13 protein-coding genes are annotated in these 16,789 nt (G+C 61.1%); 4 read left to right on the top strand and 9 right to left on the bottom strand.

The features are described from left to right. Positions 1-14: 14 nt before the first annotated feature. The gene (locus tag ABWU19_RS07740) at positions 15-326 is read right to left on the bottom strand and encodes a hypothetical protein (RefSeq protein ID WP_435901132.1); all 312 of its coding nucleotides are present in this window, start codon (positions 324-326) and stop codon (positions 15-17) included. Positions 327-488: 162 nt separating this feature from the next. Here ABWU19_RS07740 and ABWU19_RS07735 point away from each other — a divergent pair, with 162 nt between their 5' ends. Together ABWU19_RS07735 and ABWU19_RS07730 are read left to right on the top strand one after the other, a co-directional pair. Then, positions 489-1,715, top strand: a complete 1,227-nt coding sequence (locus ABWU19_RS07735; protein WP_435901131.1) for an aspartate kinase — start codon at positions 489-491, stop codon at positions 1,713-1,715. A gap of 95 nt (positions 1,716-1,810) precedes the next feature. Then, on the top strand, positions 1,811-2,326 hold the full coding sequence (locus tag ABWU19_RS07730) for a phosphoribosyltransferase (protein ID WP_435901130.1): 516 nt from the start codon (positions 1,811-1,813) through the stop codon (positions 2,324-2,326). A gap of 427 nt (positions 2,327-2,753) precedes the next feature. Here ABWU19_RS07730 and ABWU19_RS07725 read toward each other — a convergent pair whose 3' ends face one another. Then, positions 2,754-3,743, bottom strand: coding sequence for a malate dehydrogenase (locus ABWU19_RS07725; RefSeq protein ID WP_435901129.1), 990 nt, complete (start codon positions 3,741-3,743; stop codon positions 2,754-2,756). Between the two features lie 241 nt (positions 3,744-3,984). On the opposite strand from ABWU19_RS07725, the gene ABWU19_RS07720 reads away from it, so the two are divergent. Together ABWU19_RS07720 and hspR are read left to right on the top strand one after the other, a co-directional pair. Further along, entirely contained in the window at positions 3,985-5,718 is a 1,734-nt protein-coding gene (locus ABWU19_RS07720) for an NAD-dependent malic enzyme (RefSeq protein ID WP_435901128.1), read from the top strand. Between the two features lie 284 nt (positions 5,719-6,002). Continuing rightward, the gene (gene hspR, locus ABWU19_RS07715) at positions 6,003-6,725 is read left to right on the top strand and encodes a heat shock protein transcriptional repressor HspR, fused homodimer type (RefSeq protein ID WP_435901127.1); all 723 of its coding nucleotides are present in this window, start codon (positions 6,003-6,005) and stop codon (positions 6,723-6,725) included. Positions 6,726-6,797: 72 nt separating this feature from the next. Here the strand turns inward: hspR and murJ are convergent, their stop codons facing one another. The 7 genes from murJ to ABWU19_RS07680 form a co-directional block, all read right to left on the bottom strand. Beyond that, a complete protein-coding gene (gene murJ / locus ABWU19_RS07710) occupies positions 6,798-8,300 on the bottom strand; it encodes a murein biosynthesis integral membrane protein MurJ (protein ID WP_435901126.1) in 1,503 nt (500 codons plus the stop codon). A gap of 223 nt (positions 8,301-8,523) precedes the next feature. Next, positions 8,524-11,244, bottom strand: coding sequence for an AAA family ATPase (locus ABWU19_RS07705; protein ID WP_435901125.1), 2,721 nt, complete (start codon positions 11,242-11,244; stop codon positions 8,524-8,526). An 8-nt stretch (positions 11,245-11,252) separates the two neighbouring features. After that, positions 11,253-12,416: a metallophosphoesterase family protein gene (locus ABWU19_RS07700; protein ID WP_435901124.1), complete on the bottom strand. Its 1,164-nt coding sequence runs from the start codon at positions 12,414-12,416 to the stop codon at positions 11,253-11,255. Between the two features lie 130 nt (positions 12,417-12,546). Next, entirely contained in the window at positions 12,547-13,464 is a 918-nt protein-coding gene (locus tag ABWU19_RS07695) for a DUF1385 domain-containing protein (RefSeq protein ID WP_435901123.1), read from the bottom strand. An 82-nt stretch (positions 13,465-13,546) separates the two neighbouring features. After that, the gene (locus tag ABWU19_RS07690; RefSeq protein ID WP_435901122.1) at positions 13,547-14,149 is read right to left on the bottom strand and encodes a cyclase family protein; all 603 of its coding nucleotides are present in this window, start codon (positions 14,147-14,149) and stop codon (positions 13,547-13,549) included. Continuing rightward, positions 14,146-14,814: a futalosine hydrolase gene (gene mqnB / locus ABWU19_RS07685; protein WP_435901121.1), complete on the bottom strand. Its 669-nt coding sequence runs from the start codon at positions 14,812-14,814 to the stop codon at positions 14,146-14,148. Before mqnB ends, ABWU19_RS07690 begins: the two co-directional genes overlap by 4 nt. Before the next feature lie 46 nt (positions 14,815-14,860). Beyond that, positions 14,861-16,489 (bottom strand): diguanylate cyclase, encoded by a 1,629-nt coding sequence (locus tag ABWU19_RS07680; RefSeq protein ID WP_435901120.1) that lies wholly within the window; start codon positions 16,487-16,489, stop codon positions 14,861-14,863. Positions 16,490-16,789: the final 300 nt, after the last annotated feature.

Raw genomic sequence — 16,789 nt, 5'->3', positions numbered from 1 at the left:
GCCTCCGAAAGGGTTCAAGATTTGATAAAGCGCCATACCACCAGGCACGCCAGAATGAGCCCCAGGCCGCCCCAGGCCACCTGAGGCTCGCTGCCCGCAAAGCCCAGCAGTGTGGCCAGCACACCCGCGCCCAAGAAGCCAGGCGCATACTTTGGATTGATGGTCAGTCCCAGCAGGAGTGCCACCAAAAAACCCGAAACCGCGGGCGGCATACCGGCCCCCACCGCCACCACCACAATTAACAAGCCCAGGGTAATTACCAGGCCTACGAAATAAGCCCCTGGAAAGGGTTCCTTGCTCGGTTTGTCTGTTGCTTTCTCTGCCATGTGCTATACCTGTTTTATAGCTTACCGCTTTTGGATGAGCTTGGCACCCAATAAGCAGCTTCGTTCGCCGGGCTTTACCCTGGGCATTGTTATGCCTGTGCTGGTGGACGACATTTTGCTATTGGCTAGCGTCAGCGGTCATGATAGCATTCTTTGCTAGTTATGGCCCTCATTGTCCAGAAATATGGTGGAACCAGCGTGGGCGACCTCGAGCGCATTCACAAGGTGGCCCAGCGCATCCACCACTACCTCGAGAAAGGACACCAGTTGGCGGTGGTGGTCTCAGCCATGGGTCGTATGACCGACGAACTGATAGCCCTGGCCAGGCGGGTGAACAAACGCCCGCCTCAGCGCGAACTCGACATGCTCACCACCATTGGCGAGCAGCAGTCGGTAGCCCTGCTTTCGATGCAGCTTAACGCCATGGGCATTCCAGCGCGGGGGTTTACCCAACACCAGATTGGTATTACCACCGATGGGCGCTACGGCGACGCCCGCATTTTGCGGGTAGAGCCCACCCTCATCCAACAGGCCCTGAACCGGGGAGAAGTGGCGGTGGTGGCGGGCTTTATGGGCACTACCCCCGAAGGCGAGCTGACTACCCTGGGGCGCGGCGGCTCCGATACCACCGCAGTTGCCCTAGCAGCGGCCCTGGGGGCGCGGGAGTGCGAAATCTTTACCGATACCGAAGGGGTTTATACCACCGACCCACACGCCATCCCCGAGGCGCAAAAGCTCAACAAAATTGGCTACGACCAGATGCTGGAGATGGCGGCCCTGGGGGCGCGGGTGCTGCACCCCCGGTCGGTTTACTACGGCAAGCGCTATGGGGTGAGAATCCACGTGCGCAGCAGTTTTTCCTATAACCCTGGCACCATTGTTACGGAGGACGGAATGGAACTCGATCGCCCAGTGACGGGGGTAGCCCTCGATGACGAAATTGCCCAGATTGGTCTGATAGGCATTCCGGATCGGCCCGGCATCGCAGCCCGGGTCTTTGAGGCCCTGGCTCGCAAAGGTGTGGCCGTGGACATGATTATCCAGGGGGTTCCCGGCCACGAAGCCAGCCGAACCCAGATGGCCTTTACCGTGAATCAAGATTTCGCCGAAGAGGCCCTGGAGGCCCTCGAGCCCGTTCTGGCCGAGATTGGTGGCGAGGCCCAGTTGCGCCGGGACATCTGCAAGATTTCCATCGTGGGGGTGGCCCTGGCCTCGACCCCCGGCATTCCGGCCCGGATGTTCCAGGCCCTCTTTAGCGCCGGGGCCAACATCGACATGATTGCAACCAGCGAGGTGCGCATCTCGGCCATTATTCCCTCGCAGTACGCCGAAGCGGCCCTGCGCGCAGTGCATAGCGCGTTTGAGCTGGATAAGCCGGTGGAAAAGTAACAGGCGAGAAAAGTGGAAAGAGAAAAGGAAAATCCAGAGCTTTTGACTTTGCTTTCCTCTTTCCCCTTTTATCTTTCCTCGCCTGTGGGGGTCATATGAGTGAAACCACCAACTACTCTGGCAAACAATACCTGAGCTGGCAGGATATTACCAACCTGGTTTCCAGGCTGCTGGGCCAGGTCAACCCCAACGACTTTGACTGCATTCTGGCGGTCACTCGAGGCGGCATGATTCCGGCCTGCCTGGTTTCCGAGGCCACCGATCAGCGCAACATTCTGACTGCTGCTGTGATGTTTTACACCGATGTGGGCGAGACCATCAAAGACCCTGTTTTTCTCCAGTTTCCTTCCGATAGCCTGCTCTATGGTAAGCGGGTACTGGTTGTAGACGACGTGTGGGATTCGGGTAAAACTGCCGTGGCGGTGCGTGAGCGCATCCGGATGGCCGGTGGACGTGCTCAGGTGGCGGTTCTGCACTACAAACCCAGTAAAAGTCAGTTCCCCGGCGACGGCCCCGACTACTACGCTGCCGAGACCGAGGCCTGGATTGTGTATCCCTGGGATCCCGCCCAGGGCTGGACCACCTTGGGCCAGGGGGCCAGCCAGGCCTGAAATACGGCAAATGCGATGGCGAGCAGATTTTGCAGGGTGCGTCTGAGCGCTTGAAAACCTGCGCTTGCCTGTGCCCGGGTTTTCTGGAGCGGTTTTCGGAAAGAGTGTTGCAATGAAAGACGCCATTTCCTGACAGGCTCAACCCAGTTAAGCGGGCCTTGCTGAGCTGAGGCCCGCTTGGTTTGCTCCAAAGGGATCGTCCACCGGTGAATAGCCGCGCCAGCGGTCTGTCCCGAAGGGGATCGTCCACCGGTGAACAGCCGCGCCAGCGGTCTGTCCCGAAGGGGATCGTCCACCGCGCGTTTTCGTCGGCGATAAAAATGGCGAAAACTGCGATAAGACTCACGCCCGAAGCGTTCTGCTGAGGTTCAAAGCTGACAGGATGTAAGCGTTTTTCCCCTATTGCTGCTTCGGACGGGGGTTTGCATTACTTGATTAGACCTAGTTGCAGCACCGCGTCGCGCTCCTCGGCCAGCTCTCTGGCGGTAGCGTCCATCTTGCTGCGGCTGAACTCGTTGATCTCCAGGCCCTGCACAATTTCAAAGTCGCCGTCTTTGCAAACGCAGGGGTAGCTGTACACCAGCCCTTCGGGGATGCCATACGAGCCGTCGGAGGGAACAGCCATGCTGACCCAGTCGCCCTCAGGGGTGCCCAGGGCCCAGTTGCGCATGTGGTCGATGGCCGCACTGGCTGCCGAGGCCGCCGAGGAAGCGCCGCGGGCTTCAATAATTTCAGCCCCGCGCTTGGCGACTTTGGGGATGTAGGTATTGACGTACCAGTCGTGGTCGCCAACCAGCTCGTAGGCATTTCTGCCCCCAACTTCGCAGTGGAACAGGTCGGGGTACTGGGTGACGGAGTGGTTGCCCCAGATGGTCATCTTCTTAATCTCGGTTACGGGCACCTTTAGGCGGGCTGCCAGCTGCGAGATGGCCCGGTTGTGGTCGAGGCGGGTCATGGCGTGAATCTGACGCGGCGAGAGGTTGGGGGCGTTTTTGTAGGTAATGAGGGCGTTGGTATTGGCCGGGTTGCCTACTACCAGCACCTTTACGTGTTTGCGGGCGTTGTCCGAAAGGGCGCGGCCCTGGGCGGTGAAGATGGCGCCGTTGGCCTGGAGCAGGTCGGCGCGCTCCATGCCTTGTTTGCGGGGCATGGCCCCCACCAGCAGGGCATAGTCGGCGTCAGCAAAAGCTATGTTGGGATCGTCGGTGGGTACTATGCCTGCCAGGGTGGGGAAGGCACAGTCCTCGAGCTCCATAATGACCCCATTCAGGGCCTTAAGGGCTGGGGTAATCTCCAAGAGCTGCAGAATAACCGGCTGGTCTTTGCCGAGCATCTCGCCTGCGGCAATGCGGAACAGCAAGCTATAACCAATTTGACCGGCTGCACCAGTAACTGCGACACGTACAGGGGACTTCATCTGAAAGCTCCTTTCAATGGGCCGTAACCCATCTGCCGTTCACGATAATAACGCGCCGAAGGCCCAATGTCGAAGGACAAAGGTCGGGGGTAGTTACACCATTGAGGGGTTTTCAAAAAAAGTGCTTATCAGGCCCGTTTCCATTAGGAAACACGAGCCCCAGGTGGCCCTGAGCCGCGCGCGGCTCGGTATGTAACCTGCCTCTAGACCACAAATACCCTCTGGGCGTAACATTGCCCATATGACCGTTAGCCGCTACTACGATGTGAAGCGCGATGAGCGAGGTAAGCGCTACCTGGAGCCATTTATCGAGGGGTCGCTCTTGCTGGGGCTGCCCCTTTTGAACAAAGGAACGGCTTTTACCCACGAGGAGCGCAAAGCCCTCAAGCTCGAGGGCCTCTTGCCCCCCCACGTGACCAGCCTTGAGGAGCAAAAGCAGCGCAATTATCGGCGCTACTGCCTGATCGAAAACGACCTGGAAAAACACATTTTTTTGCGCAACCTGCAAGACCGCAACGAGGTGCTATTCTATGCCCTTTTCGCCGATCACATGAGCGAAATGCTCCCTATCCTCTATACCCCTACGGTGGGCGAGGCGGTCAAGCAGTTCTCGCATATTTATCGCTATCCACGGGGATTTACGGCCTCCACCGACAACATCCACGAAATTGAGCAGGCCCTCTCCAACGTGCCCCTCAACGATGTGCGGCTGGCCGTTGCCACCGATTCTTCGGCTATTCTGGGCATTGGTGATCAGGGTTTTGGAGGGATGGCGATCTCCATCGGCAAACTTTCCATCTATACCGCTGCCGGGGGTCTGGGCCCCGACAAAGCCCTCCCTGTCGAGCTCGACGTGGGCACCAACCGGGCCGACCTGATCAACGACCCGCTGTACCTGGGGGTGCGCCACCGCAGGCTTTCGGGGGATGAGTACTACGCCTTTATGGATCGCTTTGTGGAGGCTTTCTGCAAGCGCTACCCCAACGCGGTCATGCAGTGGGAAGACTTTGGCAAGGACACGGCTTTTACTGTGCTCGAGCGCTACCGCAAGGTGCTGCCCTCCTTCAACGATGACATCCAGGGTACTGGGGCGGTCACGCTGGCGGGCGTGCTCTCGGCTTGTCGGATTAAGGGTCAGCGCCTTTCCGACCAGCGCATCCTGGTTTATGGGGCCGGGGCGGGGGGCATTGGTGTGGCCCAGGCCTTGCTCGACGGCCTTATGCGCGAGGGCCTGAGCGAGGCGCAGGCCTTAGAGCGCTTGTTTGTTCTTGACTCCAAGGGCTTGCTGCTCTGCAACCGCAGCATGGAGGGCTACAAGCAAAAGTTTGCCAAAGACCCAGCCCTGGTTCAGGATTGGCCTATTGCGGGAGATGCGCCCAATCTGTACGAAACGGTGGTGAACGCGAAGATTACCGTTTTGCTGGGGCTTTCGGGTCAGGCGGGGTCATTTACCGAACCCATTGTGCAGGCGGTGCAGGCCAACGCCGAGCGCCCCATTATCTTCCCTTTATCCAACCCCACCAGCTCGTCGGAGGCGTTTCCGGAGGAAATTTTGCGCTGGACGCGGGGCAAAGCGCTGGTGGCTGCCGGGAGCCCCTTTGCGCCGGTGGAGCTGGACGGCCAGGTTTATCCAATCGGTCAGGGGAACAACGCTTTTGTGTTCCCGGGGTTGGGTTTTGGTACGGTGCTCTCTAAGGCCAAAGAAGTCTCCGACGCCATGGTGCTGGAGGCGGCCTACGCCCTCTACGACTACACCAGCAAGCACCACCCCGAGCGCGTATATCCCCCCACCTCCGAGTTGCGCGAGGTGAGCCAGCTGGTGGCCTCGAGGGTGATTCGCCAGGCCCTGAAGGAGGGGTTGGCCCGCGAAGAGCGCCTGAAGGGGCTTAGCATGGAGGCCATTCAGGCCTATGTGGCGGAGCGGTTCTGGCAGCCGCGGTATCTGCCCTACAAGATGGCGATCAAGGCCCAGTAGCCCTCAGTTGAACACCAAAAGCACAAGGGCAAACCCGATAAATAAACCCTGCTTAAAGCCAGAAGTCGAAGTACAGCCAACTTGTGAAGTCTGCGGACTGGCGCAGAATAACCGATGGGCAATTTCTACCTCAGGGTTTACGCAGCATATGGGGGTTTTATTGCCAACTTGAAGAGGTTACAGTCAACTTGGCATTCACAAGTGGGCCTTCTGCGCATTACTGACATAAAACCTGTAGATTTTCGTATACTTAAGGTGTCAAGGGCTTTAAGCCCGGTATATATATGGACAAGAAAGACCGCCCGGTATACATCATTTCGGTTGCTGCCGAACTGGTGGATATGCATCCCCAGACCCTGCGCCTGTACGAGCGCAAAGGTCTGATTCAGCCCAAGCGCTCGGGCGGCAAAACTAGGCTGTATTCAGAACGGGATGTGGAAAAGCTGCGGGAGATTCGTCGCCTGACCCAGGAGCTGGGGGTCAACCTGGCCGGGGTGGAGGAGATCATGAAGCTGCGCGACGAGTTGTGGGCGCTCGAGCAGCGGTTTCGAGAGGAGGCCGAGCGATTGAAGCAGGAGCTAGGGGATAAGCTCGAGGCCCTCAAGACGCCCCCAGCCCTACCACCTCCTGGCGAAAAAAGCAAAAAGACCGACGATAAAGAGCGGCCCGTCTATATCATCTCGGTGGCCGCAGAATTGGTGGGCATGCACCCCCAGACCCTGCGGCTCTACGAGCGGGAGGGCCTGGTTGCCCCCAGCCGCACCTCAGGCAAAACCCGCCTGTACTCCGAGCGAGATGTGGAAAAGCTGCGGGAGATTCGCCGCCTGACCCAGGAGCTGGGGGTCAACCTGGCCGGGGTGGAGGAGATCATCCGCCTGCGGGATGAGCTGGACATCCAGCAAAACCGCCTGGAGTCGGAGATAGCCCGTTTGCGCCTGGCCTTGTTGCGTGAGCTCAAGCAGGAAAAAGGCGAGGCGCAGAAGAAAGCCAGATCCTCGGCAGGCTGAGCTGCTGTACTGGGTATTCTCGGGTCAACCAGGCTGTTCTAGCGTGGTCTTTGCTTTTTTCTGAAGACCACTCTAGCGAAGCCTCAGTGGCAGCCGCAAGGCATAGGCCAGCCCAATAAACACCCCCAGACCTGCCAGCCCCCCAAGGATGAGCGGGGGGATGTTTTGCAAAAAAAACGCTGGGAGGCCAAAGTGTGCCGCTACCAGGTAAGCCACCCAGCCTGCCGGTGCGCCTGCCAGGATGGTTTTTGCGACCATTCCCCACACCTCGGCCTGCGCGACCATCTGAAAAGCCTGCAACTGCCGGGCATAAAGAGCCAGGCCCAGCCAGCCTGCGGCCACTGTGGCCAGGTTTAACACAAACAAACCCTGCTCGCGCAGCAGCCAGTAGCCAAAGGTGTTGAATAGGGCCACCATGACCGTAACCCGCACGGCCCGGCTCACCTGCCCCACTGCATAGAAACCCCGCAGCAGCAACTGGTTTAAGCCCCAGGGAAGCAGGGCTAGGCCCAGGGCCATCACGGTCTGGGTGGTAAAGGCCCGGTTGGCCTCGGAGAAGTTGGCGGTAATGGCGTAGAGCAGGCCTACAATCCAGGGGGCCAGCGCCACCATCATGGCTGCCGCAAAGGCCAGGGGCACCGCCAGCCGGGCCATGATACGGCGGAGCAGCTCGCGGGCTGCTGGCACGTTCTGGCCACCTGCCAGCGCAGATAGACGGGGGAAAGCGGCCATAGCGGGTGAGACGGCCAGCAGGCCCAGCGCGGTGGTAAAGATGAGCTCACCGTTTTGGAAGCCCGTGACGGCCGCTGAGGGGTAGGCGGCTAGAATGCTCAGCAGAACCAGGTTCAAAAACTGCCGCACCGAAGTCGTAAAGGCGAAGGGGCCAATCCGGGCCAGGGCTAGGCGGAAGGCCGGGTGCCATTTGAACTCGAGCCGGTACCCCTTGAGGGCAGGAAGCTGCACCAGGGCCTGTAGCGCTCCCCCCAGCGTAACCGACAAGCCCAAAGCCACAACGCTGTCTGGAAAAAGCAGCATCAGCGCTATAGAACCCACGTTGAAGGCCATCGGGCTGAAGCTGGTAATACCGAAGCGCTCACCTGACTGAAGCACCGAAGAAAACAGCGAGGCCATCGAGATGGAGAGCAAAAAGGGCATCACCAGGCGAATGAGGAGCACCAGCTGCTCGAAAACCGCTGGGTCGCGCAGGGGGCTGGCCTGGGCCAGGGAAAGCTCGGCAAGCCACAGCAGGGCATGGGCAACCTGAGGGGCAAAGAGCAGGCCCAGACCCAGAATCACCAGATTGATGCCCAACAAAAACGCACCAAAACGCCGGGCGAACGCACGGGATTCTTGGGGTGGGAGGCTGGTCAGCACCGGGATCAGGGCGTTTTGAATGGCCCCTTCGGCCAGTAGCTCGCGCAGCAGGTTGGGAATGCGGTAAGCCACCCAGAAGGCATCTTTGATGACATCCGGCAGTGGCAGGTTGGTGAGGATGGTCTGGCGTACCTGGCCCAAGAGCCGACTGGAAAGGGTGCCGGCCATGACCAAAAAGGTGTTGCGAAGGATGCGTGACATATGGATGGGGGTTGGTGCCTCGAATGCTTCCAGAGGGATTTATACCAGATTGGTTTGCTTTTTGGCCGGGAAAACCAACCGGGTGAATGCGGCTCGATGCTCCTGGCCGGGGCTGCTAACCCATAAGCACCACCCTGGATACAGGGGCTTTAGCCAGCTTCACAGGAAAAACCTTTTGCCTGCGGTGGGTACACCCGCCCTGGCCTGTGGGGCGGGGTGCAAATCAATCTCTCCAGCGCACTTGACTGCCTGCAGGCGACTTGTAGACCTCCAGGCGGGCAGGCAGGCGTTCGGCCAGGGCTTCGACGTGGGTCACGATGCCCACCAGGCGGCCCTGGGTGGGCAGGGCCTCGAGCACCCCGGCTACTTGCTCCAGGGTTTCGGCGTCGAGGGTGCCGAAGCCTTCGTCGAGGAAAAGCGCCCCGATTCTGCCGCGCGAGAGGTGCTCCGAGAGCGAGAGGGCCAGACAGAGGCTGGCCATGAAACTCTCGCCCCCCGAAAGGGTACGCACTGGCCGCAGGGCATCGGTCCAGCGGTCGAATACAAAATACTCGCCGTCCTCGAGCTGCAGGCTATAGCGGTTTTGCGAGAGGGAAGCGATCAGCTGGGAAGCCCGGCCCAAGAGCCCGGACTGGTAGCGCTCGAGCAAAAAGTCCTGGAAGCGGTCGCCCTTGAGGTCGCTGGCGAGCTGTTCCCAGAGGTCGATTTGCTTCTCCAACTCGGCTTTTTCCTGGAGGAGCTGGCGCTTGCGCTTTAGGTACTCGTCCAGGCGCTGTAGGTCGGTCCTCTTGCCGCCCAGGCTTTTCTTGATCGAATCGAGTTCCTGGTGGAGGCTGTCTTTGCGGCTGCGCTGTTCGGTTACCTGGGCTGGAGCGATGGGGGGCTGGCCTTTCAGTTTTTCCTGCAGCGCCTCCAGGTTGCTGGCGATCTGGGCCCCCTCGAGCGCGTGTTCGTTGATTCGCTTTTGCAGCGCCTCCACCTCTTCTGGCCTCAGGCGGGCGCCCTGGGCCGCCTCGATGCGGTCGAACTGGGCTTCGTGCAGCAGGGCTAGCAGGCTTTCCCTTTGGCGGGCCAGGTTATTTTGCAGCACCCGCACCACCTCGGCCTGGCTCTGGGTTTTGCCTTTGAGCGCGGCAACCTGGGCCTCGAGCCGGTCGGTCTCTTGCTTTAAGTCCTGCAGGGTCTTGAGCTCTTGCTCGAGCCACTTCGCGTAAGCCGCAACCTCCTTACCCCTGGTCATGGCCCGAACCTCTTCGGCCAGGGCAGCAAGGCGCTGGGTGCGCTCTTCCCTGACCTGCTCGAGGCTGCCCAGGGCTTTGGCCTGGGCCTCCAGCTCGGCGTGGGCTTTGCGGGCTTCTTCGGCCTCGCCTTGCAGCTTTTCTTGCTGTTCTTGCAGCCGAGGCAGGCGATCGTCCAGGTCTTTGAGACGCTGCTGTGCAGCCGCATACTGGGCCCTTAGCTCACTAACGGTGGTTTCCAGGTGCTCGACCTGGGCCTCTAGGGCTTGCAGATCGGCCTGGGGCTTGGGCGGGGGCAGGGTCTGGACGGGATGCCCGCAGAGGGGGCAGGGCTCACCTACCTTGAGGTGGGCGTGGTACGCCTCGAGGCCCTGCTGAAGCTTCTCCTGCTCGAGGGCCTGCTTGGCTTCCTCCAGCCTGGCTCTGTGCTGCTTACCGGTATCTGCCAGGGCCCCCAAGTTCTTTTTGAGTTCATCGCTTAGGGCCTGCGCCTTTTGTACTTCCTGCACGGCGTCTTGCAGGCGCTCCTGGGCACGCTGTGCGCCGATGCGGGCCTTTTCTAGCTCGGCAAACAGCCGCTCAGCGTCGCGCAGCTGATCGAGGCGGTCTTCCTCGAAGGGCAGCGGGTTGGGGTGGCGCAAACCCAGGCTGCCGCCGTAGCGCTTGAGGCTGGCCTCCTTCGAGCGCAGCAAGGGAAGCTGGTGCATTTGCTGCTCCAGCGCCTGGTGCTTTTCGGACTGGTACCTGGCGCGAAGGTCGCCAAACTTGGCCTCGAGCTTTTCCAGCTCCGACTGGTCTTGCCCCAGGGCTTGCTGGGCCTGTTGCAGCTCGGTTTCTGCTTGCTGGATCGCCTCTACCTGCGGCCAGATGCGCTCGGCTCTCTCGGCCCGCGCAAGCCGGGCGGCCACCTCGGCGATGCGCGCTTGCTGGTTTTCCCAGGTTTGCTGGCGGCGGCACCAGGACTCCAGCTCGCCCCATAGCCCCACCAGCTCCTCGAGCTTCTTAAGGGTTCGCTCGGCCTCTTGCAGCTTTTGGGTGAGCGCGTGCTCGCTTTGCTCGAGGGTAGCAATTTCGTCTCGCAGCGCCCCCAGGCGCTCTTCGTCGGCCTCGGCCAGGGCGGCCAGCTCCCCTTCCAGGCGGGCTTTTTGCTTTTTGAGGTCCTCGAGCCGGCCCGTTACCCGCTCCCGCATGGCCTTGAGGGTTTCCAGGCCGTAAAGCTTGATCAGGGTTTCGCGCCGTTCTTTGGGCGAGCCCCGCAAAAACAGGTCGAACTGGCCCTGCGGCAGCAAAATGGCCCGGGTAAAGGTCTCGTAGTCCATGCCCAGAATCTCGGTCAGTTTGGCGTCGAGTTCGCGCACCTTTTCCGAGGCCGGATGGGTTCGCCATGCGTCGTTCTGATGGAACTCGAGGCGGTTTTGGTTTTCCTTGCCCACCACCCGCACCACCCGCCAGAGCTGTTCACCAACGGCAAAAGTGAGCTCTACCTTGGCCGATTCGGCCTGGGGGTGCTTGAGTTCCTTCAGGCCGGTCGAGCCGATGCGTGGGGTGGCCTTGTAGAGGGCATAGGTGATGGCGTCGAGCAGGGTGCTCTTACCTGCGCCGGTCGGGCCGGTAACGGCAAACAGCCTTAAGTCGGGGCCAAAGATAACTTCTTGCGCTTTGGCATAGGGGCCAAAGCCATCGAGGAGAAGACGGATGGGTCTCATGGCAACATTCAGTGCGCCTGTTGGTCGCTAATGGTGTGAACCTCTTCGAAGGTTTGCTTGAAAGCGGCTAGAAGTTCGGGACTTGCTTCCTTGGTGGTGATGGTTCGGCGATACTCGGCATAAGCCTCTACCCAGTCCAGCTTTTCGGTATCTACCACCACCGGGCCTTTTGTGTCTGCTCCTGGGGTGTGGAACTCGACCTCGAGCAGATCCGGCAGCTCCTTGAACAACCGCTCGCGCAAGGCGGGGTTGCCTTTGTCTTCGATCACCACCTTGCTATAGCCAGGAAAAGCCCGGATCTCCTCCCAGCGCCGATCCAGCGACTCCCGGCTGACCCGGAAGGTTTTGAGCGGCTTGCCCCAGCGCTCCTTTACGGGATGTACCTGGGGCGGTGCACCTGGCTTTAGCTCCACAATCAGGGCCCCCCGGTCGCCGTTCTCGCTCTCGCCAAAGTCGAGCTGGATGAGGGAGCCCGCATACCAGGCCAGGGGAGCCTCGGAAACCTGCTGCTGGCGGTGCAGGTGGCCCAGGGCCACGTAGCTCAGGCTCAGGGGAAAGGCGCTTTTGGGGATGGCGTAGCTGTTGGTGGTGTGGAAGATAAACTCGCCGCCCCCGAGCTGGCCCCCCTCCACGGTCAGGTGGGCCATCAGCAGGTTGAGGTCAGGGCCAAAGCCCTGGGCCAGGTTTTGCATGATCAGGCTCATGCTAGAGCCGTAGGTTCTTTTCCAATCGGCGCTATCGCCATTCAGCAGGTCGCCCGTCTTGACCAGCCGCCGCTCCGACAAAAAGGGCAGCAGCGCCACCCTGGCCCCCAGGGCCTCCACCACCCCGCCCTGCTCGGCAAAGCGCAGGTTGCCGAAGACGGTGGCCCCGGTGAGGGAGAGTAGGGGAGAGAGGGCCTCGAGGCGCTCGCGGCTGTCGTGGTTGCCAGCAATTACCAACGCCGGAACCCCCAGCGCGCGCAAGCCCACAAAAAACTCGAAAGCGGCGGCTTCGGCCTCGGTGGATACCACGCTGCGGTCGAACAAATCGCCCGCCACCAGCACCAGCTCGATGCGCTCGGAGCGCACCAGCTCCAAAAGCCGCTGCAAGGCCTGCCGAATTTCCGGTGTTCGCTCCCGTCCTTTGAGCACCTTGCCCAGGTGCCAGTCTGCTGTGTGCAGAATTCGCATGGGCTGATTGTACTTTACTGGCCCGTTGTGGGTAGGGTTATGCCAACCCCACCCGATGGCAGGTCAAAGCGCCTCGCCCCGGTGCTTCAGAAGAGGACTGAAAAAAAACGAACTGCTTGGGAAAGTTGCCCTACGCCACCACCAGGGGCTTTTCGCTTGGCCTTTCGGCCAGGGCGGCTTTGGTGCTCTCGATGGCGACTTCAATCATATCGTCGGTGGGTTCCTTGACGGTGAGCATCTGGAACTTGAAGCCGAGCCAGCGGAAGAACCTCGAGAGGGGGTCGTTGTGAACAGCAGAGTAGCGCAGCACCTCATACGAGACTGCCGCCACCACCGGGATCATCAAGAGGCGCGGGAAAATCCAGTACCAGGCCACCGTGAGGGGGGGGAAGAAGCTGTACACAAACACCCCCACCACCGCGGTAAAGGCGATAAAGCTGGTGCCACAGCGGGGGTGGTAGGCGGGCTGGGCCCGCACGTTTTCTACGGTGAGCTCGAGGCCCTTCTCGTGTGCCGCGATGGCCTTGTGCTCGGCCCCGTGGTACATGAAGAAGCGCTGCATATCCTTCATGCGGCCAATAAACACCAGGTACCCAATCAGGATGGCGGTCTCGAACAGGCCGGCCACCACATAGAACAGAAAGCGAAAGCGCTCCTCGTCTACCAGCAAGCCCGCCAGCCGGGCCGGCAACCAGACAAACAGGGCCAGGCCAATCAGCAGCGAAACTGCCAGGGTGCCGTACATGGCCGCCCCGGAGACTTTTTCGTCTTCTTCGCCGGCCAGCTCACCGCTGCGCGTGAGCGATTTGTAGGAGATGCTCATGGCATCCCACAGCGCCACCACGCCCCGGATGAGGGGTAGCCGGGCCCAGGGGTATTTTTTGGTCAGGGCCTCTTCCTCGTGGCGCTCTACGTGAATCTGACCGTTGGGCAGCCGTACCGCCAGCGCCCAGGCATCGGCGGCCTTCATCATGACCCCCTCGAGGGCGGCACTGCCCCCCAGGGCGGCCTGATTTAGAAAAAACCCCAGCTTGCGAAAAAGTCCCATACCTGGCAATGCTACCTTCATTCGAACCATATTAGCGCATTCGAGCAGCAGCACCACAGAAAGATATGAGAAAGGCGGGTGCTTACCGCAAAATGGCCCGCACCGGTGCGGCCTCGGCCCCCTCGAGCCGCAGCGGCAGTGCAATCAACTCATATGGGCCTGCAAGCACCCCCTCCAGGGCCAGCCCTTCCAGGATGTAAACCCCGGCCTGGGCAAAGGCCTTATGGGCGGGCAGGTCTTTGGAGGTGAGGGGGTCTACGCTGGGGCAGTCGGTTCCGTAAAGCCGGACTCCCCTCGAGGCCATGTGGGCCACTGCTTCCGGCTCAACGTGCATGAAATGGTGGGGAAAGGCGGGCCAGTTGTTGGGCTGTCCGGTGTAGAAGAGGGTTCGCTCGGCCAGCTCGACTTTTTGCAAAAAGTCCACCGACAGCGTTTCCTGCCCCCGTGCATCCACCACCCGGCAGGGGCCGACTAAAACTGACAAAGGCACGCTTTCCAGTTTTTCGCCCGTGTCCAGGTAGTGCCAGGGGGCATCGAGGTGGGTGCCCAGGTGGGTGGTGGTGGTTAGCTTCCCTACGTTTACACTGTTGCCGTCAGCAATTCGAGAGACCAGTTGGTAGCAATACGGGGTATCGCCCGGCCAGACCGGAACGCCGGGGTAGATAGGGCGGGTGATGTCAATCATGGCCCAATGATACGCAACACCTGGTGCTCGAGGGCCTCCACCGCCTGCCGGAGGCGCCACTGCGACTTGTCGCGCACCCCGGCCAGGTTGGAAACCGCCCGCAGCTCGGCCCCGGCCAGCCCCAGCCACAAGCAGCTCTGGGCGAAGGCCGCACCCTCCATGTTCTCGAGCTCGGCCTCCCATTTGCGTGCGAGCTGCCGGGCTTCGCTGGGGTTCTCCGAGACCAGGTCGCGGGTGAGGAACTGCTTGGCGGGCAGGCCCAACTGCTGTTTTAGCTCGGTGGTGAAGGCTTTATCCAGGGGAAAGCGGTTGTGGTAGGGCTGGCCCCCCACCACCAGGGTAGGAAAGCCCATCCCCTTCATGCCGCCGTCCTTGATGCCCAGGTCGGCCTGGATTTCCCGCTCGGCCAGCGCACACTCGCCCAGTGCCAGCCCTGCATCGGGGTAGGCCCCGGCGATGCCAAACAGCAGCACCCGCTCGAACCTGCGCCGCTGGGTAAAGGCGGCCAGGGTAGCGGCGGTGTTGGCCTTGCCGATGCCGCACTCGAGCCAGACCCAGCCCTCCCCGCGCAGGCCAGCCCGTCCGTGAAAGCTAAAAGCCCGGCCCTTCAGGAAAGGGGCCTCGAGGCGCGTAGGGGAGAGTAGGAGTAAGGAGCTGGCTGGCATACCCAAGGTTTCATTAGCTTAGCAGTCTAGTGCCCAAGAAGTGGCATTAGGCCAGGATTACCTGGTCCCGCCCTGCCTCCTTGGCCCGGAGGAGGGCGTAGTCTGCCTTCTGGATCCACTCCTCTAGTTGCACTGTGTCCTGGGGCACCTCCCCCCCCGCCACCCCCGCAGAGAGGGTGAGGGGGTGGGGAAGGGGATCTACCCGTTCGGTGCGGAAGCGGTAGCGGATGCGCTCCACCACCTCCTTGACCGCCTGGCGGTCGGCCCCATAAAAAAAGAGCAAAAACTCCTCCCCCCCATAGCGCACCGCCAGGTCCTCCCGGCGCACGCTGGCCTGGATGATCTGCCCCAGGAGCCTAAGTACTTCGTCCCCCACGGGGTGGCCGTAGGTATCGTTCACCCGCTTGAAACGGTCTATGTCCAGCATGACCACGCCCACCGGAGCCCCGTAGCGCCGGGCCAGGGCCAGGAGCTTGGGGAGTTCCCTTTCCAGCCCCCGCCGGTTCAGAAGCCCGGTGAGGGGGTCGGTGAGGGCTTGGACACCCCACTCCACCTGTTTGAGCACCTGCCGGATGCGCTCCCCCAGAAGGGCGAGGAAGCTGGGAGGTACTTCTTCGCAGGGAAGCACCTTCAGGTACAGGTAGGCGGTGTCTCCGTTTAGGGGGATGGGAAGGGCGTGGGGGGTGGCTTCACCCACCAGGCCCCTCCGGCTTCGCACCTCGAGGCCCACCGCCTCCGGCAGGAGCTCCCGGGCAGCCTCCAGGGCTTGCAAGAGGACCGCCTCGGGGCTCAGGGTCTGGGTGATGTTGGGGGAAAGCCGGGCCAGGGCCTCCAGAAAGCGGGTCCACCGCCTGCCCCTTGCCCAGGCCCGGCGCCACTCCAGGTGGGCGGCATAGAGGAGGCCCAAGGCCCCCACCAACCCCCCGTAAAGGGCTAAAAGCCGCACCCCCCAGGGGGTGGGGTCTTGCAGGAGCGTGGCGGGCATCAGGAAAAGGCCCCCTAGGGCCAGGGCCTGGGGGAAGAAGAGGGGAAAGGCCTTGCCCTCCATGGCCACCCCCAGGGCCAGGAGGAGGTAGCCAAAGGTCCAGAGGAGGTGAAGGGGGTGGCCGGTGGGGTAGCCGGCATTGGCCTCAAGGTGGGCGTAGGCCATATCCGCCATCAGGACAAGGAGCACCCCTACGCCCCAAAGGCCTTGCCCTGGGGCGAAGCGCTCGGCAAAGAGAACTTCTATTTTGGGAAGCAGCAGGAGGAGGAGAATGGCATTCCATACAACGTAAATGCGGTCTACGCCTAGTTGCGGTTGGAACACAGAGGCGATCCCCAAAAGGGCCAAAGGCAGCAGGAGAAGGGTGAGCCTTGGAGGCCTTCCCGGAATCTTAAGCAGGCCCAGGGTGAGGGCGGCGTAGCCGATTAGGTAGGGGAACTCCAGGTATAAGAGGTTTAAGCTCCGGGGCAGATTGCCCAGGTCCCCGATGGTCCAAGCCAGATCCCCCAGGCCCCAGAAGGCGAGGCCCAGGCCAAAGGCCCTGTTTTTCCGCTGAACCAGGAGATAGGCCCCGCTCCCCAGGGCCACCAAGGGGGTGAGGAAGCGCTCGCTCCAGGGGGCGGTGGGGGGAAATAAGCCAAGAACGAAAAAAACGGCAACAGAAATAAAAAGCGGCCAATAGGGAACCACATCCCCAGTTTAGCCCACGCCCCTAAACCCCCTGGTTTATTTACTCTACGGGACACGTGGAACCCCCAATTCGGGAAAGCCACCATGTTCCCCCAAACTGCGCCAACAGAAGACGCCAAGCGGGGTCGTGCTCCATCAGCGGGGACCATAGCCCAACAACACCGCATTCGCACTCTTTATAGACGTTGGCTCCCAGATGGGAGGCAACTGTGCTGTACAGGACAAAGCAATTAAGTTGTGATACCGGATTCAAAAAGATAGTCTTCAAACAAAAATCCCAAGAGGCTATCTTTTTGAATC

Source organism: Meiothermus cerbereus, from assembly GCF_051297115.1.
Classification (GTDB): Bacteria; Deinococcota; Deinococci; order Deinococcales; family Thermaceae; genus Meiothermus; species Meiothermus cerbereus_A.
This window is presented reverse-complemented; position numbering and strand designations above follow the sequence as displayed.

Bases quoted from the DNA above. Each gene is read 5' to 3' on its own strand.
- ABWU19_RS07740 (WP_435901132.1), bottom strand. From the start codon at position 326: ATGGCAGAGAAAGCAACAGACAAACCGAGCAAGGAACCCTTTCCAGGG.
- ABWU19_RS07735 (WP_435901131.1), top strand. From the start codon at position 489: ATGGCCCTCATTGTCCAGAAATATGGTGGAACCAGCGTGGGCGACCTC.
- ABWU19_RS07730 (WP_435901130.1), top strand. From the start codon at position 1,811: ATGAGTGAAACCACCAACTACTCTGGCAAACAATACCTGAGCTGGCAG.
- ABWU19_RS07725 (WP_435901129.1), bottom strand. From the start codon at position 3,743: ATGAAGTCCCCTGTACGTGTCGCAGTTACTGGTGCAGCCGGTCAAATT.
- ABWU19_RS07720 (WP_435901128.1), top strand. From the start codon at position 3,985: ATGACCGTTAGCCGCTACTACGATGTGAAGCGCGATGAGCGAGGTAAG.
- hspR (WP_435901127.1), top strand. From the start codon at position 6,003: ATGGACAAGAAAGACCGCCCGGTATACATCATTTCGGTTGCTGCCGAA.
- murJ (WP_435901126.1), bottom strand. From the start codon at position 8,300: ATGTCACGCATCCTTCGCAACACCTTTTTGGTCATGGCCGGCACCCTT.
- ABWU19_RS07705 (WP_435901125.1), bottom strand. From the start codon at position 11,244: ATGAGACCCATCCGTCTTCTCCTCGATGGCTTTGGCCCCTATGCCAAA.
- ABWU19_RS07700 (WP_435901124.1), bottom strand. From the start codon at position 12,416: ATGCGAATTCTGCACACAGCAGACTGGCACCTGGGCAAGGTGCTCAAA.
- ABWU19_RS07695 (WP_435901123.1), bottom strand. From the start codon at position 13,464: ATGGGACTTTTTCGCAAGCTGGGGTTTTTTCTAAATCAGGCCGCCCTG.
- ABWU19_RS07690 (WP_435901122.1), bottom strand. From the start codon at position 14,149: ATGATTGACATCACCCGCCCTATCTACCCCGGCGTTCCGGTCTGGCCG.
- mqnB (WP_435901121.1), bottom strand. From the start codon at position 14,814: ATGCCAGCCAGCTCCTTACTCCTACTCTCCCCTACGCGCCTCGAGGCC.